The organism is Caulobacter sp. GW821-FHT10A10, assembly GCF_059415745.1.
The window spans coordinates 343060-363817 of the sequence record NZ_JBWKNV010000005.1 but is presented as its reverse complement, the minus strand read 5'-3'; the positions used below and the strand labels follow the sequence as shown (position 1 = coordinate 363817).

The window sequence follows — 20758 nt, the reverse complement described above, 5'->3', positions numbered from 1 at the left end:
ACGAGGTGGTTCAAATGGCTCTTTCCCGCAGGCTCTTCCTCGGCGCGGCCGCCACCAGCCTGGCGTTCTCCGGCTTCTCCGCGCGCGCCCAGGACGAGGCGCCCGAGCTGGAGACCTATCTCAACGAGGTCGAGGGTTATGGCCCGCTGATCCCTGATCCCAAGGGCATGCTCGACCTGCCCAGGGGCTTCCGCTACCGCGTCATCGCCCAGGTCGGCGAGACCATGAGCGACGGCCTGCTGGTGCCGGGCAAGGGCGACGGCATGGGCTGCTTCGGCGTCGACGCCGACCGGGTGCTGCTGGTGCGCAACCACGAGCTTTCGGTCACCGACCACGACTACGGCCCCTACGGCCTGGGCATGCGCTATGTCGACAAGGTGGACCGTTCGAAGGTCTGGGACTTCCACAACGGCGACCTGCCGCTGGCTGGCGGCACGACGACCCAGCTCTACAATCTGCGGACCGGCCAGACCGAGCGCCAGCACCTGAGCCTGGCCGGCACGATCATCAACTGCTGCGGCGGCGTCACGCCCTGGGGCTCGTGGCTGAGCTGCGAGGAGACCACGCTCGACGCCGGCCTCGAGGTGGGCAAGAGCCACGGCTACGTCTTCGAGGTGCCCAGCGCCCATGTCGGCCTGGTCGAACCGGTGGCGCTGACCGCCATGGGCCGTTTTCAGCACGAGGCCGCCTGCATCGATCCGCGCACCGGCGTGGTCTACATGACCGAGGACGTGGCCGACGGCCTGTTCTACCGCTTCCTGCCCAACGACCGCAGGAACTTGGCGGCCGGCGGGCGCTTGCAGGCCCTGGGTCTCGTGGAAACCCCCGAAGGCGGCGACACCCGCAATCAGGTCGAGAAGTCTTTCCCGCCGCGCAGCTGGAAGACCGTGCGTTGGATCGACCTCGACGGCGTCGACAACCCGCATGACGACATCCGCCGCCGCGGGCACAAGGCCGGCGCGGCGATCTTCTGCCGGGGCGAGGGGCTCTATTTCGGCCAGGGCGAGCTCTACTTCGCCTGCACCTCGGGCGGGCCGATCGGGGCGGGCCAGCTGTTCCGCTACGTGCCCAGCGCCCTCGAGGGGCAGGCGGGCGAGGCCGACCAGCCGGGCCGCCTGCAGCTCTTCGTGGAAAGCGGCAACGGCCGCGTGCTCGACTACGCCGACAACTTGGTGGTCGCCCCCTGGGGCCACGTCATCGTCTGCGAGGACCGCTATTCGGAGACCCTGCGCAACCACCTGCGCGGCGTGACGCCGGACGGCAAGGTCTACACGCTGGGCCGCAACGTCTTTCCGGGCAATTCGGAACTGGCCGGCGCCTGCTTCTCGCCCGACGGGACGACGCTGTTCGTCAACATCCAGAACCCGGGGATCACGGTGGCGATCTCGGGGCCATGGGCTTCGGCGAAGGTGTAGGGCGGGCCGACATCCATCGGCCTTGGCTCATTTTCCACCGAGCATCCCCGCGAAGGCGGGGACCCAAGCCGAGTCCGCGGGTGATCCACGGCCGGGCCTCATCCTGACAGCCAGCTTGGATCCCCGCCTTCGCGGGGATGCTCGGATTTGAAGATCGCGAACGGCTGACTGTCGATCCGTCTAGGACAAGAAAAAGGGGCGGCTGGATCAGCCGCCCCTTTCCAATTGCATACGCCTTAAGGCCCAGCCTCTTAGGCGATGTCGATGCGGTAGCTTTCGATGACCGTGTTGGCCAGCAGCTTCTCGCACATGGCCTTGACCTCGGTCTTGGCGGCCTCGGCGTCGGTCGCATCGAGGTCGAACTCGATGACGCGGCCGACGCGGGCGTCCTTCACCGACGGCCAGCCCAGGCCATGCAGGGCGTTCTCGACGGCCTTGCCCTGGACGTCGAGCACGCCGGGCTTCAGGAACACGTGGACAGTGGCTTTCACTATAGATTCCTCCCTCGCGAAGCGGGGGAGGGGGACCGCGAAGCGGTGGAGGGGGCGTGAGCCCGTCCACGGCGATCGGGATCTTCCCCCTCCGTCGCCTCCGGCGACACCTCCCCCTCCAGGGGGAGGATCAAAAATGACTTAGTGCACGCCGCCTTGGATGACGGTGGGCATTTCCTTCATGATGCCGAGGCGGCGGGCCACTTCGGTATAGCTCTCGATGACGTTGCCGAGGTCGCGACGGAAGCGGTCCTTGTCCAGCTTCTCGTTGGTGGCGGCGTCCCACAGGCGGCAGCTGTCGGGGCTGATCTCGTCGGCCAGGATGATCCGCGAGAAGTCGCCCTCGTAGATGCGGCCGAACTCGATCTTGAAGTCCACCAGCGTGATGCCGACGCCGCTGAACAGGCCCGACAGATAGTCGTTCACCCGCAGGGCCATGGCCATCATGTCGTCGATCTCCTGGGTGGCGGCCCAGTTGAACGCGGTGATGTGCTCTTCCGACACCATCGGGTCGTTGAGCTTGTCTTCCTTGTAGTAGAACTCGATGATCGAGCGCGGCAGCGGCTGGCCTTCGGTCAGGCCCAGGCGCGTGGCGATCGAGCCGGCGGCGATGTTGCGCACGACGACTTCCAGCGGAACGATCTCGACTTCCTTGATCAGCTGCTCGCGCAGGTTCAGGCGGCGGATGAAGTGGTTCTGCACGCCGATCGCGTTCAGGCGAGTCATGATGTACTCGCTGATGCGGTTGTTGATGACGCCCTTGCCTTCCAGCTGGGCCTTCTTCTCGCCGTTGAAGGCGGTGGCGTCGTCCTTGAAGTACTGGATCAGCGTGCCGGGCTCGGGGCCCTCGTACAGGATCTTGGCCTTGCCTTCGTAGATCTTCTTGCGACGGGTCATGGCTCTCGTCGAGGCCCTTCCTGCGAATAAGCGCGCCGCCCTAGCCCGGTAAGGACTCCTGGAGAAACGAAAAGCGCGCGCGGCGGATAGCTGCGCGCGGCGTTCGACTCAAGGCCGCTCACTGAAAAATGTCCGTTGGAACCTACTCGAAGGCGGCCTTTGGCGCAAACGTGGCCTGCCATCGTGGTAAACCTTCGCCCTGCGGCGACGCGGGCGATTGCCCCCCGCCTCGCCACGGGATATGGAGCCGCCACAAGAACCACTTCGCCTCGCGGACACCCTATGTTCGCACGGGACGAAACCGATCTACTCTCTTACACTGGATCGCCGCTCTACCGCCCTGGGTTGCAACCCATCGGCGGAGGCGTTTCGGAAAACTTGGGGCTTTCATGACGACCTTCGACGACCGCGAGCAGGCTTTCGAACGCAAGTTCGCGAACGACCAGGAGCTGGAGTTCAAGGCCACCGCTCGCCGTAACCGCCTGGTCGGCGAATGGGCCGCCGGCCTGATGGGCCTCGCCACGGTCGAGGAATACGCCCGCGCCGTGGTCAAGTCCGACTTCGAACAGCCGGGCGACGACGACGTGGTCCGCAAGGTCTTCGAAGACCTGAAGGGCTCGGGCGTGGCCGTGTCGGAAGGCGAGGTCCGCATGAAGATGGCTGAGCTGCTGGCCTTCGCCCGCGAGCAGATCCGCTCGGGCGAATAAGCCGCGCCGCCTTTCGAGGTGGCAAAAACGAAGAGGCCCGGCCCGGTTCGCACCGGCCGGGCCTTTTCTTTTGCGCTATCGCCGTTCTGTGAAAATGAACACCTTAAGGTTGTCGAAAATCTGAAATCGTCCTCAGGCTTTATCGGGCGGCGAATTCGCCCGGCAGGCGCATCGTCGAAAGACGGGGCGGCGGCCAAGCGACCGTCCCGCTAAATCGGAGGACGACACATGGCTGACGACGTCGGCAACCTGCACTCCCAAACCACCGAAATCAGCCCGGTCGGGCTTTATCTGGTCAAGCTCGTGGTCGGTAACGTCGGCACGCCCGGCGCTCCGATCGTCAGCCTGGCCCTGACCGTCGACGCGCCCTCGGGCCATGTCAGCGGCATCGCCGAGATCAACCAGGCGATCATCGGCGGCCAGCACCGCTTCCCGGTGCAGGGCAACATCTACCACACCGGCTTCGGCCAGGATCAGCTGCTGGTCGCGCTGCACGGCCAGTTCGTGGCCAGTGTGCCGCCGCCCGCCATCGGCGCGTTCCTGGTGCAGTTCCGCGCCGGCCTCGTGGTCGACAAGAGCTGGAACGGCCACGGCGGCTTCGACTACCTCAACACCCACGTCGACAACGTGCCGGTGAAGAACGTCGGCTGAGGTCGGCCTGACGCGATGAGACGAGGCCCGGTCCGGCGCTGCGCCGGCCGGGCCTTTTCTATTCGTGAGCCGGCGTTGTGCGAAATCGCACGGTGCACGCGACAGCGTGGTCCTAGGTTCGCGGCCGAACGTCGGGGCGGGGCAGGGGGCCGCCGCACGCGTTCGGGGGAAACGAAATGGCGGACGACGTCGAGGTGTGCGGCGAGGCTGCGGTCGCGATCCAGCTGATCGTGGGCCGGTTGGGCATGCCCGGCGCGCCGATCCTGCGGCTGGAGCTGCAGATCGACGGCGCCGGCGTCAACGGCGCGGCCGAGATCAATCAGGCGGTGATCGGCGGCCGGCACCGGTTCGAGGTCGCGGGCGAGGTCGGCCCGGCTGAGCAGGGCCGGCAGATCTCGCTGAGCGGCCAGTTCACGCCCGCCGGCCAGCCGCGGGCCGACTTCACCGCCGTGCTGTCGGTCGGCGACGACTGGAGCGGCACGGGCCGGTTCGACTACCTCCAGACCCACGTCCAGAACGTGCCGGTGAAGGCAGAGGGGTAAAAATCCTCCCCCTCTGGGGGAGGTGGCGCGAAGCGCCGGAGGGGGGGCGTTTTCAGCTTTCGAGGCGATTGCCGACATCGCAACGACTTCCCCCTCCGTCGGCTTCGCCGACACCTCCCCCTTCAGGGGAAGGGTCCTAGAGCCACGCCCTCAGCCCCAGCCATGTCTCGCGCTTGGCCTCGAAGCCCATCGCCGCATAGGCCGGACTGGACGAGGGCAGGGGGACCAGGGCCAGGCCCGATCCCGCCAGCTGCGGCGTGGCGATCTTGGCCGACCGGCCGCCGTTGAAGCCCACGGCGCGCAGGCGCGGCAGTTCGGCGACGAGCGCGCGCAGGTCGTTGTCGGCGGCGTTGCGGATGGCGGAGTCCAGGCTGCCGGCCCGTTCGGCCTCGGCGTGGACGTCCCAAAGGCCGACGCCCGCCGTGCGCAAGGCGTTCAGGCGATCCTCATAGGCCAGGGAGACCAGGTCTCGGTCGATCACCGCGCCCATCAGCCGCCAGAAGCCGTTGCGCGGGTTGCCGTAGTACTGCCGGGCCGCCAGCGAGGCATCGCCGGGCAGGGCGCCCAGCACCAGCAGGCGGGTGTCGGCGTCGACCACCGGCGGGAAACCGCGTTTGCGCCCCGCCTCCATGGTCATTGTCCCCGCGGCGTGCCCGACGGCGGGCTGTCCTTCAGCCAGCCGGTCACCATCAGCCGCGGCGCGCCGGCATAGGGCGCGACGGGGGCCACCGAATGCTGGCGGGGCACCTTGAAGATGGTCATCACGTTGAAGGCCGGGGCGAAGCCGCGCTCGATGTCGCCCTCGCCGTCGTGGAACAGGAGCTGGCCGCCCCAGTCGCTGCGCCATTCGCGGGTCAGGCTGATGGTGTAGGCCGCCCGCCGGTCGCCCTCGCCGGTGTCGTCGTGGCGGGTGAGGAAGTCGCCAGGCCGGTAGAGGGTCGCCTGGGCGTCGAGCTTGGTGATGCCGGTCTCGCCGATCACCGCCGCCCCGAAGGCGATCATCTCGGGGCTGTTGAGGAAGTCGGTCAGGTCGTGGATCGGGTGGCCCGGGTCGCGCCCCTTCAGATAGGCGCTGATCATCGGATAGCCGAGATAGACGTAGGCGAAGCCGTTACGGGCCCGCAGGGTGGCGGCCTTGAGCTTCTCGCCGACCCCGGCCGCGCCCAGCTTCTGGATCGTCGCGCGGTCCAGCACCTCGGCCTTGCCGGTCTCGGTGGAGCAGATGACGTCCCAGTTCATGCCCTGCTCGAGCATGCGCGCCAGGACGTCGGCCGTGGCCGGCTCGAAGATCCCCGGGATCCGCACCACGCCGTCGCGAGCATAGGCGGCCGCGAAGGCCGCCGGATCCAGCGCCGGGTTCAGACGAAGGATCGGCGGCTCGCTCAAGCGGTTCAGGCCTGTTCGCCGAAGACGCGCTTGAAGATCACGTCGACGTTCTTGGTGTGGTAGCCGAAGTCGAACAGCTCCTCGAGCTCGGCGTCGGTCAGGGCCTTGGAGACCACCGGGTCGGCCTTCAGGAAGTCGAGGAAGCGGCCTTCGCCGCGCCACACCTTCATGGCGTTGCCCTGCACGGCGGCGTAGGCGTCTTCGCGCGACACGTCTTTGTGCGTCAGGGCCAGCATGACCCGCTGCGAGAACACCAGGCCCCCGAGCTTGTCGAGGTTCTTGGCCATGTTGTCGGGATAGATGTTGAAGCGCTCGATCACGCCCGCCAGACGGCGCAGGGCGAAGTCGAGGTGGATGGTGGCGTCCGGGCCGATGCCGCGCTCGACCGACGAGTGGCTGATGTCGCGCTCGTGCCAGAGGGCGACGTTCTCCATGGCCGGCACCACGGCCGAGCGGACCAGGCGAGCCAGGCCCGTCAGGTTCTCGGTCAGGATCGGGTTGCGCTTGTGCGGCATGGCCGACGAGCCCTTCTGGCCCGGATCGAACGGCTCTTCGGCCTCCAGCACTTCGGTGCGCTGCAGGTGGCGGATCTCGGTGGCCAGGCGCTCGATCGACGAGGCCACGACGCCCAGGGCGGCGAAATAGGCGGCGTGACGGTCGCGCGGAATCACCTGGGTCGAGACCGGCTCGACGGCCAGGCCCATCTTGTCGGCCACGTGCTGTTCGACGCGCGGATCGACATTGGCGAAGGTGCCGACGGCGCCCGAGATCGCGCAGGTGGCGATCTCGAACTTGGCCATCGCCAGACGCTCCTTGGCGCGCTGGAACTCGGCGTAGTAGCCGGCCAGCTTCAGGCCGAAGGTGATCGGTTCGGCGTGGATGCCGTGGCTGCGACCGACGCAGACGGTCATCTTGTGCTCGAGGGCGCGGCGCTTAAGGGCGGCGAGAACGAGGTCGACGCCGTCCAGCAGCAGATCGGTGGCGCGCGACAGCTGCACGGCGAAGCAGGTGTCCAGCACGTCGGACGAGGTCATGCCCTGGTGCAGGAAACGGGCCTCGGGGCCGACGATTTCCGACACGTGGGTCAGGAAGGCGATGACGTCGTGCTTGGTGATGCGTTCGATCTCGTCGATGCGGTCGCTGTCCCAGACCGCGTCGCGGCCCTTTTCCCAGATCGTCTCGGCGGCGAGCTTGGGGATGACCCCCAGTTCGGCCATGGCGTCGGCGGCGTGGGCCTCGATCTCGAACCAGATCTTGTACTTGGTCTGGCTGGACCAGATGGCGGCGGCTTCGGGGCGGGCGTAGCGGCTGATCATGGGCGGGGGGTTTCGTCGCGTGAGGCCGCGGAGTCAAGGGAAGCGGGTTATTACTTAAGCCAGTTCGCCGGGGCGGCGGCGCTTCCCAGGCTCCTCAAGTCCCGGCCAGTTGAAGGCCAGGCCGATGACCATGGCGAAGATCAGCAGCCCGGCGACGCCTTGTACGCTCTCGACCGCCAGCCGCACCGCGTTCTGAGTTGGGGTCATGCGCACGGTTCGCCGGCGTCCCTCGATCTTGACCTCGCGTTCGATCACGCCGGGCGTTCCGGCCGGCGGCTGGTCTTCATAGATCAGGGTGTCGGTCACGCCCAGGGTCATCCAGCTGACGAGCAGAGCGGCGACGGCGACGCCCAGCAGGCGTAGGTAGCGTTCGAGCATGGTGCGACCTTAGCGGCTGGGCGGCGGAATGGAAACGAACCAGCCCGCCGCCATCTCGCGCTGTCTCAACCCCGCGACTTCATGTGCTTGACCATGCCGATCGCCGCCAGGGCGTAGTGGACGCCGGCCCAGGCGTAGAAGCACAGGGAAACGATGATCCCCTGCTGGGTGGCGCGGGCCATGGCCGCGCCGCAGGCCTTGGCGGCCTCGACCGGCGCGCCCTTGGGAGCGATCCCGCCGGGGCAGGCGCTCGCGAAGTCGACGGCGCCGGGCGAGAACATGCCGCCGAGGGCGGCGAAGATGCCGCCGGCCTGCGGATGGTTGAAGTGGAAGCCGGCCAGGTGGTCGATCAGCCAGCCGGTGAACACCGGCCCGCCGCCCAGGGCGATCAGGTTGAGGAAGAAGAACAGCAGGGCCGTGGCCGTGGCCCGCCGGCGCGGCTCCACCGAGTTCTGCACCACCCCGAAGGTCGGGGCCAGATAGACGTAGTGGAAGACGCCGGGGATCAGCAGGATCAGGGCGGTCATCTGCCAGTCGGTCTGCAGGTAGGCGGCGATGTAGATCGGCGTACAGACGATCAGGCCGATGGCCGGGGTCAGGGCGTACCACTTGGCGCTGCGCTTGCCGGCCCAGTCGCTGAGGAAGCCGCCCACCAGGGTGCCGACCCCGGCCGAGAAGCCGCCGATCAGGCCGACGATCAGACCCACCTGGGCCAGGCCCAATCCAAAGGCGCGGACGAAATAGGGCGGCACGAACGCGCCCGAGCCGTAGGAGCCGAACGAGGCGATGGTCACCCCCAGCACCATGTGCAGCACCGGCCACTTGCCGAACAGCACCTTGGTCACGGCCCACAGTTCGGAAAACTCCCTGGCCAGCGAGAAGGCGGGTTTGGCCGGTTCGGCGGGGATGACGGCCTCGGGCTCCAGCGGCGTCTCGACCACGTCGGAATGACCGCGCGGAGGCTCCTTGATCACCAGCTTGACCAGCAGGGCCAGCAGGATGCCCGGCAGGCCGACGATGACGAAGGCGGCCCGCCAGCTCAGCTCCTGGGCCAGCCAGCCGCCCGCGACGGCGCCGAACATCGTGCCCAGCGGGATGCCGAAGCTGTAGATCGACAGGGCCGAGGCCCGCTGCTTGGGCGCGTAGTAGTCGCTGATCAGCGAGTGGCTGGGCGGCGAGCAGCCGGCCTCGCCGACGCCCACCCCGAAGCGGTAGAGCGCCAGCTGCGCAAAGCTGGCCGCCGTGCCGCACAGGGCGGTGAAGCCCGACCAGATGACCAGCGAGATCGAGATGATCGACACCCGGTTCCAGCGCTCGGCCAGCCGAGCGATCGGAATACCGAGGATGGTGTAGAGCAGGGCGAAATAGAGCCCGCCCAGCAGGCCCAGCTGGGTGTCGGTGAGGTGCAGGTCGACCTTGATGGCCTGGCCGATGGTGGCGATGATCGTGCGGTCGATGAAGTTGAAGGTGTAGGTCGCCAGCAGCAGCGCCAGCACCGAGGCCTTGTAGCCTTTGGAATAGAGCGGCGCTCCGCCGTAGCCCTTGGAATAGGGCGGCGTCTCGCCGCCTGGCGCACGCGCCTGGCCCATCCTGACTCTCTCCCTTCAAACGTTTGTTCTATTTGCGAGGACTGTGACCCAACGGCAGGGCGAGCGCCACCCTCTTTTCGAAGCTTCGGAATGGTGGCGGCTTTGCGGCGCGGGGATGAACCTAAGACAACGAACGGGGTCGGGGACGTTCAGGAAGGCGAGCGCCTACTGGGTCACACAAGGCCGCTCGAACGGCCGCCGCGTCGGAGGTCTCCCATGCAAGCCGCCCCCCGCCCGATACGTCAGGAAACGCCCGCCCGCAGCGCCGAGATCGTGCCGCTGGCCGCCTTCAACCACGCCCGCTCGATGAAGGCCCTGGAGCGCTGGGATGCGAGCGTCCCCGCCGACCGTTACCCCTTCGCCTACTGCTTCCCGAGGTCCTGAACGATCCTTCTCCCCTTGCGGGAGAAGGTGGCGGCCGAAGGCCGACGGATGAGGGGTCTCTCAGATATCGGACGCTGCCGCCCGGCCTTACCGCTGCACGCGGTGTTGGGTTCTGAGAGACCCCTCACCCGACCTGCTTCGCAGGCCACCCTCTCCCGCAAGGGGAGAGGGATCAGTTGTTCCGCTTTCGCGGGGACTTTACGGGGAGGATGGCCAGCCCTGCGGCAGCTGAAACCGTCCCCCCTCCGGCCCTTCGGGCCACCTCCCCCAGAGGGGGAGGATTTGGGGATCTACCCCACCATGTCCTCGCGGATCGTCTTTCGCGCCGCCCAGAACAGGGCGAAGGCGACGAGGCCGAACATCGTCGAGACGATCAGCGCCCAGCGCACGCCCTGGGCTTCGCCCAGGCCGATCGGACCCGCCAGCACGTCGCTGAGCGCGCCGACGGCGACGGGGCCGAGGCCCAGGCCGATCAGGTTGATCACGAACAGCAGCACGGCCGAGGCGGTGGCCCGCATCTCGGCCGGCACGATGCTCTGGGTGGTCGCATAGACCGGCCCGTACCACAGCGTGCCCAGCAGCATCGGCACGGCCAGGATCAGGATCGCCGCGCCCACGGCGTCGAGGCTGACGACGGCGATGTAGAACGGCAGGGTCACCAGCGAGGCGATGGCCGGAACGGTGACGTAGGCCCGCACGTCCTTGGCCCCCAGGCGGTCGGCCAGCTGTCCGCCCAGCCAGGCGCCGACGACGCCGGCCGTGCCGCCGATCAGGCCGAGCGAGAGCCCGAGGAAACCCGCCGACTTCAGGCCGAACTGGGCGGCCAGGGCGGCGATGTCGGCGCCGTGGACCCGGAAGAAGTACGAGGCGATGAACGGCGCCTGGCCATAGCCGACGAAGGCCTTCACCGAGGCGGCGAAGGCCACCAGCCAGAAGGTCTTCTTGGCCATCAGCACCGCCAGGGCCGCGCCGAAGCCGATCGGCTGGGCGGCGCGGACGGCCAGGTCCCGGGCCAGGCGCTTGCGGGGCTCGACCAGGGTGAAGGCCGCGATCAGGGCGAAGACCACGCCCGGCGCGCCGGCGATCATGAAGGCCACGCGCCAGCCCCAGGCGTCGGCGACCAGCCCTCCCATGGCCATGCCGGCCAGAGTGCCCAGCGGGGTGCCGATCGAATAGAAGGCGATGGCGCTGGCCCGCTTTTCCTTGGGGACGTAGTCGGTGATCAGCGAGTGGGCCGGCGGGGTGCAGCCGGCCTCGCCGACGCCCACCCCGATGCGGGCGGCGATCAGCTGCCAGACGTTCTGGGCCAGGCCGCACAGCAGGGTGAAGGCGCTCCAGGCCAGGATCGAGACGGCGATGATCCGCGGCCGGTTCCGGCGCTCGGCCAGCCGTGCGATCGGGATGCCCAGCACGGTGTAGAAGATCGCGAAGGCCAGGCCCGTCATCATGCCCAGCTGCCAGTCGGCCAGGCCCAGGTCGCGCTTGATCGGCTCGGCCAGGATGTTGACCACCTGCCGGTCGAGGAAGTTCAGCGTGTAGATGATCAGCAGCACCCATAGGGCGTAGCGGCGATAGCCGCTCGACACAGGGGCGATCAAAGGCGACGGGGCAGCCGTCTCCGCCATGGACTCTCTCCCTCGAACATTTGTTCTAATCGTTGAGGCGACTGTAGACGCGCGCTAAGCCGGAACACCAGAGCCTGCCGGCTAGCAGGCTCTGAATTCCAGAAGCGAGCGCGCCTGGCGCGCTCTAGGCCGCATCGCTCAGGAGACCGTCCATGGAACTCGTCATCGGCACCAAGAAGTGGTCGACCTGGTCGCTGCGCCCCTGGCTGGTGCTCAAGCGCGCCGGCGTCTCATTCAAGGAGACGGTGATCCCGCTGCGCCAGGCCGAGGTCACCGACGCCGAGATCGCCAAGCACTCGCCCAGCAAGCTGATCCCGGTGCTGAAGGACGGCGACCTGACGGTCTGGGACTCGCTGGCGATCTGCGAATACCTGGCCGAGAAGTATCCCGAGGCCAAGCTGTGGCCGGCGGATCCGGAACTGCGGGCCCTGGCCCGCGCGGCGGCGGCCGAGATGCATTCGGGCTTCACCTCGCTGCGCGGCGAATGCCCGATGGACCTGGGCGTCATCAAGCACGCCGACCTTTCCGAGGCGACCCAGAAGGACGTGCGCAAGATCGTCGAGCGCTGGAACCAGCTGCTAAAGCGTTCGGGCGGGCCGTTCCTGCTGGGCGAATGGTCGATCGCCGACGCCTTCTACACCCCGGTCGCCACCCGCTTCCGCACCTATGGCGTCCACCTGTCCGACTACGGCGACGCCGGGGCGGCGGGAACCTATTGCGAGCGTCTGCTGGAGACGCCGGAGTTTCTGGCCTGGGAAGCCGAGGCCTAACCCTCCGGGAACATGTGCAGATAGGGCCCGGCCTCCTCAAGCGTCCGCGCATAGGAGGGACGGGCCTTCAGCCGTTGCAGATAGGCGGCCGCATTGGGCCGGTCGGCCGCCAGCGGCGTGATCTTGTCGGCGTAGAAAAGCGCCGGGGCGGCCGCGCAGTCGGCCAGGCTGAAGGCCTCGCCCGCCGCCCAGGTGCGGTCGGCCATCTCGCGCTCGACGATGTCGAGGCCGCGGGCCAGGTCGGCGCGGGCCGCGGCCAGGCCGTGCGGATCCTTGGCGTCGGCCGGGCGGATGCGGTCGGCCACCACCTTCTGCATCGGCACGTGCACCGACAGGTCGAAGAACCGGTCCTTGGCGCGAACCTCCAGGGCGGCGTCGGGGTCCTCGGGGATCAGCCGGGTCGCGACCGGATGATGGATCTGCAGATACTCGATCAGGATCGAGCTTTCCGGCACCACCCGCCCGCGCCCGGCGTCCTCCAGCACCGGCATCCGCGCCATCGGCCACAGCGCCCGGAACGCCGCCGCCGAGGTCGGGTCGCCGAAGTCGACCATCCGCTGCTCGAAGGGCAGGCCGAACTCGTACAGGGCGATCAGCGCCTTGTGGCAGAACGACGAGAGCGGGTGGGCGTGCAGGATCAGCGCCATGCGGTGGTTTCCTTGGCTGCGGGGAGACCCCCTCCGGCCCTCTGGGCCACCTCCCCCAGAGGGGGAGGATCTAGCTAAGCAGATGCTCCCCCTCTGGGGGAGCTGTCGCGTAGCGACTGAGGGGGTTTTTACAGCCCGAACGCCTTCAGCAATCGATCCGCCGCCGCCGAGGCGGGGAGGTCGCCGGCGCGGACGGCGGCTTCGGTCTCGCCGACCAGGGCCGCTACGGCCGGGGCGGCGCGGAAGGCTTCGGCCAGGCGGTCGTTGACCATGGCCCACATCCAGCGGCCGTCCTGGTCGGCGCGACGGGAAGCGCGGGCGCCGTTGGCGTTCATCACCTCGCGATGGCGCTCGACCTGGCCCCACAGCAGGTCGAGTCCCGCCCCGGTCAGGCCCGAGACGGTCAGCACCGGCGGCGTCCAGTCCGGGTGGGCCGGCGTGAGGATGTGCAGGGCGTTGCGGTAGTCGCGGGCCGAGCGCTCGGCCTTGGCCGGATCGGCGTCGGCCTTGTTGATGACCAGCAGGTCGGCCAGCTCGATCAGGCCCTTCTTGATGCCCTGCAGCTCGTCGCCGCCGCCGGGGATCAGCAGGGCCACGAAGATGTCGACCATGTCGGCGACGACGGTCTCGGACTGGCCCACGCCCACGGTCTCGACGATCACCACGTCGAAGCTGGCCGCCTCGCACAGCAGCATGGCCTCGCGGGTCTTGCGGGCGACGCCCCCGAGCGCGCCGCCGGACGGGGAGGGGCGGATGAAGGCGTTCGGATCGACGCTGAGCCGCTCCATCCGGGTCTTGTCGCCCAGGATCGAGCCGCCGTGTCGGCCGGACGAGGGATCGACCGCCAGCACCGCCACGCGATGGCCGGCGGCGGTCAGGGCGCAGCCCAGGCTCTCGATGGTGGTCGACTTGCCCGCGCCGGGCACGCCGGTGATCCCGACCCGCTGGGCCTTGCCGGTGCGCGGCATCAGGCGTTGCAGCAGGTCGCGGGCGGCGGCCTGGTGGTCGGCGCGGCGGCTCTCGACCAGGGTGATGGCCCGGGCCAGGGCCGCGCGCTCGCCGGCGACGAGGCGGTCGGCCAGATCGGCGATGTCGAGGACGGGCGGGCTCACCCCTCCGGACTTAGAGGACGACGGCGGTGCCGGAAACCGAAACCATCATCATCTGGCCGTTGGGGCCGACGGTGTTGTAGTCGAGATCGACGGCCAGGATGGCGTTGGCGCCGACTTTCTGGGCTTCCTTGATCAGGCCCTTGAGGGCGTCCTCGCGGGCCCGTTCCAGCACCCGCTCGTAGGAACTGGAGCGGCCGCCGATGAAGTCGCGGATCGAGGCCAGGAGGTCGAGCACCACGTTGGCCCCCAGGATCGCCTGGGAATAGACCGCGCCCTTGTACTCCTGGACCGGACGGCCCTCGATGAACGGGGTGGTCGAGATCAGCATCGGCGGCGGTCCTTCGGTCGATGGCGCATAGTTAAGCATAAATGGCGAGCGCCGCGAGGGGCTCCCCGATCGCGTGCAGGTCGTGGAGCGAAGTTTCGCCTCTGGCGGGAAACCGGCTTCCGGGAAGCCTGGCCTTGAGGCAGATTGCCCCCGCTTACGCTGGGGGGCTGGCCGTTGTTCTTCGCCAAATCGCATCTCGACCTGCACAACATCCGGGGCAGCGTCGAACGCACGGTCAAGCTTTCCGACAACATCGTCGGCGTCGGGCCGGTCGGCATCGGCCTGGACGGCATTCTCGCCTGGTTCGGTGGGGCGGGCTCGCTCTACTCGCTGGGCGCGGGCGGGGTGCTGCTGTTCGACGGCGTGCGGGCTCGGGCCGCGCCCATGGTGCTGATCCAGATGACCGCCGTGCTGCTGATCGACGCCCTGCTGCCGCTGGGCCCGCCCGGCCTGGGCGCGGTGGCCGACACCCTGTTCACCGGCCAGAAGTGGGCCGGCGGCATGCTGATCAAGCACATGGACGACACCATCTATTTCGAGGGCTCGCGCAAGGACGCGCAGGGCACGGCCGAATATCGCGACCTGCTGGAGCGCATCCGCTCGGGCAAGGAAAAGCGCCGGGTGGTGTTCCTGGGCTGACAACCAAGCTTGCGTCGAGGCGTTGAGACGACATGACCGACGAAGCCGCCCTGCATGGCGAAGTGATCGATGCCAAGATCCTTGAGGAAGGCCCGGCCGGCCATCGCCGCCGGGCGCACAAGGCCTGGCGCAACGCCGAGACCATCAAGCGGCTGTCCGACCGGCTGATTGGCCTCGGGCCCGTCGGCATCGGTCTGGACGGCGTGCTGGCCTGGGTGCCGGGCGCGGGCCTGGCCTACGGCCTGGGGGCCGGCGCGCTGCTGATGTTCCACGCCGTGCAGGCCAAGGCGGGCGCGGCGACCATGGCGCGGATGCTGGCCTATCTGGCCGCCGACAACCTGTCGGACACCGTGCCGGTGCTGGGCTGGGCGGTCGACACCCTGTTTCCTGGCCACCTGATGGCCGCCAAGGCCCTGCAGAAGGACATCGAGTCCCGCCACGGCCTGCCCGACGACGTCGATGTGAAACGGCGCAAGAAGGTGAAGGCCAAGGCCGGGAAGCGCTGAGCGATTAGCGGATCGGTGGCAGGTCGGCGAGGCACAGGCTCAGCTGGGGCAGGACCAGCGAGGTCACCGTGTCGCGCGCCGAATAGCGGACGACGTCGCGATAGACGCCGCCGCTGAGGGTGCGGTGCACGACGATCTCGGCGCTGTTGACGTCCAAGACCCAATAATCACGGACGCCGTGCTCGGCGTAGACCTCGGCCTTCACCGACAGGTCCTTGGCGACCGTGCTCTGGGCGATCTCGATGACGAGGCCGACGTTACGGCCGTCCACCGTGTCGAGCGGCACGCGGGCGTCATAGGCGTAGAGGTCGGGGTCGGGCGCGTAGGTTGGCGACAACTGAAGCGTCGAGTCGATGATGACCTGGATCGAGTGGCCGGCCTGTGCCATCAGCGCCTTGGCGATCTGCATTTTCGCGCGGGTATGCTCCGCGCCTTCCGAAGCCATCTCGACCAGCCCCCCGTCGATCAGCTCCACCCTGGCGTCGGCGTCGAGGATGCCGGCGTCCTGCATGCGCAGGACGTCTTCCAGCGTGAACCGGTGCGGTTCGGAGGTCTCGAGCGCGCGGGCCAGGGCGTTCATGGGCTGGATGATAGCACGAGCGTTACTGCGCGTAACGGCGTGCGCTCAGAGCACGAGCCGGCCGGGCGGGGGCTTGGCGACAGGCTTCAGCAGCCACTGCCGGCCATAGGCGATCCACCAGACGCCGAGGCCGGTCAGCAGGCCGACGCCGATGCAGAGCGGCCAGGCGCCCTGGATCCCGAAGAAGCGGCCGTCGCGGAACGAGAACCAGGCCACGCCCGCGCCGACGGCGAGGCCGGCCAGGGCGGCCGCCCACGGGTGATGCTGCTCGATCTGGTCGAGCAGGGCCCAGGCGGCGAGGCCCGCGGCCAGGTAGGGCCAGCCGAGCAGCAGGCCGAACATCGGCGCGGCCAGCATGGCGTTGAAGGGCTCCCCGTCGATCTGGTCGCCGCCGGGAACGAACAGGCCATACACCGCGCCCAAGGTCAGCGATGGCGCGAGGTGGCAGAACAGCGCCCCCACGATCACCCGCAGCATGGTCGTCCGCGCTTTGGCCCGTCTCACGCCCGTCTCACGCCCGTCTCCCGTCCGTGGCTGAAAGGCCATTGGACGGCGCATGGATGCAGCCGCTCTGGCGCCCGCGATGGAGAAGCGGTGCAGAAGGCTGACTAGTCGGCCAAGCGCGTCCTCACGTCGGTCAGGATCCGGCCCAGCAGGTTCTCGCCCTTCCAGTCTTCCGGCCGCTGCACGGCGGGATCGTCGGAGGACAGGCCGATCCCCCAGTTCCAGTCGCGGGGATTGGCCTCGACCAGCATGGCCTCGCCGGTCGCCATCAGCTGGCGGCGGGCGCCGTCGTTCTGCCCGAACTTGGCCAGGCTACCGCGATGGACGATATCGACCTTCCAGGCGTCCCAGGTCTCCTGCTCGAAGCCGGCGACGGTCTGGCCGAGACGCTTCTGCACAGAGGGATCCGGCGTGGCCAGGATGGCGGTCGCGACGGCCTCGTCGCCGAACAGGCGGGCCTTGCCGTACATCATCCATTGCTCGGCGGTGGCGAAGTCGAGCCCCTCCAGCGTGAAGGGCGTGGCGTGCCACTGGCTGAACACGCCCTTCAGGAAGGGATGAAAGCTCGTGAACCTGGACGGATGCGGCAGGTCGGCGACTGTGACCGTCACGCCGCCTCGCCCTGGGTGTAGCCGAGCTGCTTGTTCAGCTTGTCGAGCAGCTCGATCACCGCCTCGGCGATCACGGTGCCGGGCGGGAAGATCGCCGCGGCGCCGGCGTCGCGCAGGGCCTGGAAGTCCTGCGGCGGGATCACGCCGCCGACCACCATCATGATGTCGGCGCGGCCCTGCTTGCCCAGTTCGGCTTTCAGCTCGGGCGCGAGCGTCAGGTGGCCGGCCGCCAGCGACGAGGCGCCGACGATGTGGACGTCGTTCTCCACGGCCTGGCGGGCGGCCTCGGCGGGCGTCTGGAACAGCGGGCCGATGTCGACGTCGAAACCGAGGTCGGCGAAGGCGGTGGCGATCACCTTCTGGCCGCGGTCGTGGCCGTCCTGGCCCATCTTGGCGACCAGGATGCGGGGGCGGCGGCCGTCGGCCTGGGCGAAGGCCTCGACCATGGCCTTGGCGCGGGCGGTGGTGGGGTCGGCGCCGGCTTCCTTCATGTAGACCCCCTGGATCGACTTGATCTCGGCCCGGTGGCGGCCGAACACCCGCTCCAGGGCGTCGCTGATCTCGCCGACCGTGGCCTTGGCGCGGGCCGCATCGACGGCCAGGGCCAGCAGGTTGCCGGTCCCGCGTGCGCCGTCCTCCAGCGCCTTCAGCGCCGCTTCCGTAGCCGCCGGATCGCGCTCGGCCTTCAGCCGGGCCAGCTTTTCGAGCTGCTGGTTGCGCACCGAGCTGTTGTCGACCTTCAACATCGGGATGACGTCGGCCACCTCGGGCTTGTAGCGATTGACGCCCACCACGCTCTGGCGATTGGAGTCGATGCGGGCCTGGGTCTTGGCGGCGGCTTCCTCGATGCGCAGCTTGGGGATCCCCTGCTCGATGGCCTTGGCCATGCCGCCGGCCGCCTCGACCTCCTCGATGTGGGCCAGGGCCTTGACCGCCAGGTCGTGGGTCAGGCGCTCGACATAGTACGAACCGCCCCACGGATCGGCGACTCGGGTCGTGCCGCTTTCCATCTGCAGGAACAGCTGGGTGTTGCGGGCGATGCGGGCCGAGAAGTCGGTCGGCAGGGCCAGGGCTTCGTCCAGGGCGTTGGTGTGCAGGCTCTGGGTCTGGCCGTTGACGGCGGCCATGGCCTCCACGCAGGTGCGCGAGACGTTGTTGAACACGTCCTGCGCCGCCAGCGACCAGCCGGAGGTCTGGCTGTGGGTGCGCAGCGAGAACGAGCGGTCGTCCTTGGGCTCGAACTCGCGCTTCATCAGCCGGGCCCACAGCAGGCGGGCCGCGCGCATCTTCGCGACCTCCATGAAGTAGTTCATGCCGATCGCCCAGAAGAAGCTCAGGCGCGGGGCGAAGGCGTCGATGCTCATGCCGGCCGCGACGCCGGCCCGGGCGTATTCGATGCCGTCGGCCAGGGTGTAGGCCAGCTCCAGGTCGGCCGAGGCCCCGGCCTCCTGCATGTGGTAGCCGCTGATCGAGATCGAGTTGAACTTGGGCATGTTCGCCGATGTGAAGGCGAAGATGTCCGAGATGATCCGCATCGAGGGCGCAGGCGGATAGATGTAGGTGTTCCGCACCATGAACTCTTTGAGGATGTCGTTCTGGATCGTGCCCGAGAGCTTGTCGGGGCTGACGCCCTGCTCCTCGGCGGCGACGATGTAGAGCGCCAGGATCGGCAGCACCGCGCCGTTCATGGTCATCGACACGCTCATCTTGTCGAGCGGGATGCCGGAAAAGAGGGTGCGCATGTCGAGGATCGAGTCGATGGCCACGCCCGCCATGCCGACGTCGCCCTTCACCCGCTCGTGGTCTGAGTCATAGCCGCGGTGGGTGGCCAGATCGAAGGCCACCGACAGGCCCATCTGACCGGCGGCCAGATTGCGACGGTAGAAGGCGTTGCTGTCCTCGGCCGTGGAGAAGCCCGCGTACTGGCGGATCGTCCACGGGTTGGTGACGTACATGGTCGGGTAGGGGCCGCGCACGAAGGGCGCGACGCCGGGACGGCCGTCGGTGAAATCCAGGCCCGCCGCGTCCTCGGCCGTGAAGGCGGGCGCGACGTCGACGCCCTCGGGCGTGCTCCAGGCTGGACCGGCTTGCGGCGCCGCGGCGGGTTCGGGCGTCTCGAAGGCGACGTCGGCGAAGTCGGGGAACTTGCTCATGGCTCAGGCTCCCTCGAAGGCGGCGGCGAAGCGGATGGGAACCAGCGCCGGGCAGCGGCTGTCGGGGCCGGGCAGGCGAGGATCCGGGCCGTCGACGGCGAAGGCGGCCGCGTCGGGCGTCTCGACGTCCGGCGTCTTGTCGTCGGCGTTGGGGAAGGCGGTGACGCCCAGGATCTTGCGGCTCTTGTCGGCGAACGACGCCTCTTGCCCCTCGCGGGTCTCGGCGACGATGTCGGCGATCAGGCTGCTTTCCAGCGCCTTGACGATCCCGCCGTCGGCCTCGATAGCCTGGAAGCCGCCCCAGGCGGCGCGGGCCAGCTGGTCGGTCAGGGTGTCGAGGTACCAGGCGCCGCCGGCCGGGTCGGCGACGCGGCCCAGGTGGCTTTCTTCCATCAGCACGAGCTGGGTGTTGCGGGCCTGGCGGCGGGCGAAGGCGGTCGGCAGGCCGACGGCGTCGGTGAAGTTTCCCAGCACCACCGTATCGGCCCCGCCCACCGCGCCCGCGAAGCCGGCGGCGGTCAGGCGCAGCAGGTTGGTCCAGGCGTCGGCCTTGGCCAGCATCCGTTGCGACGAGCGGGCCTCGATCCGGGCGGGGCCCTCGACGCCGCAAGCCTTGGTGAGTTGACCCCACAGCGCGCGGACGGCGCGCACCTTGGCGACGCCCGTGAAGTATTCGCCGTCCAGGCTGACGCCCAGCACGATGCGCGACCAGGCCTCGTCCATGGAGAGGCCCGAGCGGACCAGGGCCTTGGCGTAGGCGACGGCGCTGGCGGCCATGACAGCCAGCTCCTCGGCGTTGGAGCCGCCGGCTTCGTGCACGGCGCGGCCGGTGGCCAGGAACAGGCTGGCGGTGGCGTAGGTTTCGGCCAGGCGCGCGCCGACCGTGGCGGCGCTGAACAGGTGGCTCTCGATCGGGCCGGGGCTGACGCCGGCTTGCATCCAGGCGGTCAGCGGGTCCATGTGGAAGGCCAGAGGCGCGTTGGGCGCGGCCTTGGCCAGGGCGCCCAGCCAGTCGGCGGCCTTGGGGCCCAGGAACCCGGCGTCCAGCGCCACGGGAGCCAGGTCCAGCAGCACGCCGTCCAGCACGCGGGCCAGATCCTCGCGCGAGCCGACCGCGACGCCGTTTCCGCCCTGCGGGTGCAGCGCCAGCAGCACCGAGGCCGCGCCGTTCTCCAGGTCCTTCAGGATCTCGCCGTTGGCGTGCCTGGGATCGGGGTGGGCGACCCGCGTGCGAAGGTCCCACGGACGATCGACGTCGCGCGGGCGCAGGTCGCGGGCCACGGTCACGGCGTCTTCGGCGGTGTAGAGCGGGCGGATGGTGATCCCGTCCGGCGTGGCGCGCGTCAGGGTCTCGTCGAAATCGGCCCCCTTGAGGGTCTTCTCGACCAGTTTCAACCACTTGGCCTGGGCCAGGCTTTCGTCGGGCGGGCCGAAGTCTTCGGCCAGAGGAGCGGGGGCCTCGCTCACGACGGGTTTCTCCTGCGGTGCGGCAATTTCCGGTTTTGGCGTCCAGTTGCGCGCCTGCCG

General features: G+C 68.9%; 24 protein-coding genes. 8 read left to right on the top strand and 16 right to left on the bottom strand.

The features are described 5' to 3' along the window. The first annotated feature begins 14 nt into the window (after window positions 1-14). Window positions 15-1415: an alkaline phosphatase PhoX gene (locus tag AC07NS_RS15970; RefSeq protein ID WP_494604751.1), complete on the top strand. Its 1401-nt coding sequence runs from the start codon at window positions 15-17 to the stop codon at window positions 1413-1415. 251 nt (window positions 1416-1666) lie between these two features. On the opposite strand, the gene purS is transcribed toward AC07NS_RS15970, so the two are convergent. Beyond that, window positions 1667-1906, bottom strand: coding sequence for a phosphoribosylformylglycinamidine synthase subunit PurS (purS, locus tag AC07NS_RS15965; protein WP_110121476.1), 240 nt, complete (start codon window positions 1904-1906; stop codon window positions 1667-1669). Window positions 1907-2047: 141 nt separating this feature from the next. After that, window positions 2048-2803 (bottom strand): phosphoribosylaminoimidazolesuccinocarboxamide synthase, encoded by a 756-nt coding sequence (purC, locus tag AC07NS_RS15960; protein ID WP_109454828.1) that lies wholly within the window; start codon window positions 2801-2803, stop codon window positions 2048-2050. 389 nt (window positions 2804-3192) lie between these two features. Between purC and AC07NS_RS15955 the strand changes: the two genes are divergently transcribed. The 3 genes from AC07NS_RS15955 (at window position 3193) to AC07NS_RS15945 (ending at window position 4703) form a co-directional block, all read left to right on the top strand. After that, window positions 3193-3510, top strand: coding sequence for a DUF1476 domain-containing protein (locus tag AC07NS_RS15955; protein ID WP_110121474.1), 318 nt, complete (start codon window positions 3193-3195; stop codon window positions 3508-3510). Between the two features lie 228 nt (window positions 3511-3738). Then, window positions 3739-4161, top strand: coding sequence for a DUF1842 domain-containing protein (locus AC07NS_RS15950; RefSeq protein ID WP_110121473.1), 423 nt, complete (start codon window positions 3739-3741; stop codon window positions 4159-4161). 176 nt (window positions 4162-4337) lie between these two features. After that, the gene (locus tag AC07NS_RS15945) at window positions 4338-4703 is read left to right on the top strand and encodes a DUF1842 domain-containing protein (RefSeq protein ID WP_494604749.1); all 366 of its coding nucleotides are present in this window, start codon (window positions 4338-4340) and stop codon (window positions 4701-4703) included. A gap of 136 nt (window positions 4704-4839) precedes the next feature. On the opposite strand, the gene AC07NS_RS15940 is transcribed toward AC07NS_RS15945, so the two are convergent. From AC07NS_RS15940 to AC07NS_RS15920, 5 genes are all read right to left on the bottom strand, one after another. Then, window positions 4840-5334 (bottom strand): DNA-deoxyinosine glycosylase, encoded by a 495-nt coding sequence (locus AC07NS_RS15940; protein ID WP_494604747.1) that lies wholly within the window; start codon window positions 5332-5334, stop codon window positions 4840-4842. A gap of 2 nt (window positions 5335-5336) precedes the next feature. Then, window positions 5337-6089: a 2OG-Fe(II) oxygenase gene (locus AC07NS_RS15935; RefSeq protein ID WP_494604745.1), complete on the bottom strand. Its 753-nt coding sequence runs from the start codon at window positions 6087-6089 to the stop codon at window positions 5337-5339. Window positions 6090-6094: 5 nt separating this feature from the next. After that, window positions 6095-7405, bottom strand: a complete 1311-nt coding sequence (purB, locus tag AC07NS_RS15930) for an adenylosuccinate lyase (protein WP_494604743.1) — start codon at window positions 7403-7405, stop codon at window positions 6095-6097. Window positions 7406-7459: 54 nt separating this feature from the next. Next, window positions 7460-7783, bottom strand: coding sequence for a hypothetical protein (locus tag AC07NS_RS15925; RefSeq protein ID WP_494604741.1), 324 nt, complete (start codon window positions 7781-7783; stop codon window positions 7460-7462). A 65-nt stretch (window positions 7784-7848) separates the two neighbouring features. After that, window positions 7849-9372: a spinster family MFS transporter gene (locus AC07NS_RS15920; RefSeq protein ID WP_494604740.1), complete on the bottom strand. Its 1524-nt coding sequence runs from the start codon at window positions 9370-9372 to the stop codon at window positions 7849-7851. Window positions 9373-9588: 216 nt separating this feature from the next. On the opposite strand from AC07NS_RS15920, the gene AC07NS_RS15915 reads away from it, so the two are divergent. Further along, a complete protein-coding gene (locus tag AC07NS_RS15915; protein ID WP_494604739.1) occupies window positions 9589-9756 on the top strand; it encodes a hypothetical protein in 168 nt (55 codons plus the stop codon). Between the two features lie 290 nt (window positions 9757-10046). Here the strand turns inward: AC07NS_RS15915 and AC07NS_RS15910 are convergent, their stop codons facing one another. Beyond that, window positions 10047-11381 (bottom strand): spinster family MFS transporter, encoded by a 1335-nt coding sequence (locus AC07NS_RS15910; protein ID WP_494604738.1) that lies wholly within the window; start codon window positions 11379-11381, stop codon window positions 10047-10049. 152 nt (window positions 11382-11533) lie between these two features. On the opposite strand from AC07NS_RS15910, the gene AC07NS_RS15905 reads away from it, so the two are divergent. Beyond that, complete coding sequence (locus tag AC07NS_RS15905; protein ID WP_110121465.1) at window positions 11534-12151, top strand: glutathione S-transferase family protein; 618 nt, start codon at window positions 11534-11536, stop codon at window positions 12149-12151. Here the strand turns inward: AC07NS_RS15905 and AC07NS_RS15900 are convergent. From AC07NS_RS15900 to AC07NS_RS15890, 3 genes are all read right to left on the bottom strand, one after another. Beyond that, window positions 12148-12798, bottom strand: a complete 651-nt coding sequence (locus tag AC07NS_RS15900; protein ID WP_494604737.1) for a glutathione S-transferase family protein — start codon at window positions 12796-12798, stop codon at window positions 12148-12150. The two genes, AC07NS_RS15905 and AC07NS_RS15900, sit on opposite strands and share 4 nt — an antisense overlap. Window positions 12799-12926: 128 nt before the next feature. Continuing rightward, entirely contained in the window at window positions 12927-13910 is a 984-nt protein-coding gene (gene meaB, locus AC07NS_RS15895; protein ID WP_494604736.1) for a methylmalonyl Co-A mutase-associated GTPase MeaB, read from the bottom strand. Window positions 13911-13920: 10 nt separating this feature from the next. Further along, window positions 13921-14238: a heavy metal-binding domain-containing protein gene (locus AC07NS_RS15890; RefSeq protein ID WP_494591470.1), complete on the bottom strand. Its 318-nt coding sequence runs from the start codon at window positions 14236-14238 to the stop codon at window positions 13921-13923. Between the two features lie 174 nt (window positions 14239-14412). On the opposite strand from AC07NS_RS15890, the gene AC07NS_RS15885 reads away from it, so the two are divergent. Together AC07NS_RS15885 and AC07NS_RS15880 are read left to right on the top strand one after the other, a co-directional pair. Continuing rightward, a complete protein-coding gene (locus AC07NS_RS15885) occupies window positions 14413-14877 on the top strand; it encodes a DUF4112 domain-containing protein (protein WP_101712668.1) in 465 nt (154 codons plus the stop codon). A 32-nt stretch (window positions 14878-14909) separates the two neighbouring features. Further along, on the top strand, window positions 14910-15383 hold the full coding sequence (locus tag AC07NS_RS15880; protein ID WP_494604734.1) for a DUF4112 domain-containing protein: 474 nt from the start codon (window positions 14910-14912) through the stop codon (window positions 15381-15383). A gap of 4 nt (window positions 15384-15387) precedes the next feature. Here AC07NS_RS15880 and AC07NS_RS15875 read toward each other — a convergent pair whose 3' ends face one another. From AC07NS_RS15875 to AC07NS_RS15855, 5 genes are all read right to left on the bottom strand, one after another. After that, on the bottom strand, window positions 15388-15963 hold the full coding sequence (locus AC07NS_RS15875; protein WP_494604732.1) for a Uma2 family endonuclease: 576 nt from the start codon (window positions 15961-15963) through the stop codon (window positions 15388-15390). Between the two features lie 45 nt (window positions 15964-16008). After that, complete coding sequence (locus AC07NS_RS15870; protein ID WP_494604730.1) at window positions 16009-16467, bottom strand: hypothetical protein; 459 nt, start codon at window positions 16465-16467, stop codon at window positions 16009-16011. 104 nt (window positions 16468-16571) lie between these two features. Then, window positions 16572-17078 (bottom strand): riboflavin biosynthesis intermediates N-glycosidase, encoded by a 507-nt coding sequence (gene ybiA, locus AC07NS_RS15865; RefSeq protein WP_494604728.1) that lies wholly within the window; start codon window positions 17076-17078, stop codon window positions 16572-16574. Continuing rightward, window positions 17075-19231, bottom strand: a complete 2157-nt coding sequence (gene scpA / locus AC07NS_RS15860) for a methylmalonyl-CoA mutase (protein WP_494604726.1) — start codon at window positions 19229-19231, stop codon at window positions 17075-17077. Before scpA ends, ybiA begins: the two co-directional genes overlap by 4 nt. Window positions 19232-19234: 3 nt before the next feature. Next, window positions 19235-20698, bottom strand: coding sequence for a methylmalonyl-CoA mutase family protein (locus AC07NS_RS15855; RefSeq protein WP_494604724.1), 1464 nt, complete (start codon window positions 20696-20698; stop codon window positions 19235-19237). Window positions 20699-20758: the final 60 nt, after the last annotated feature.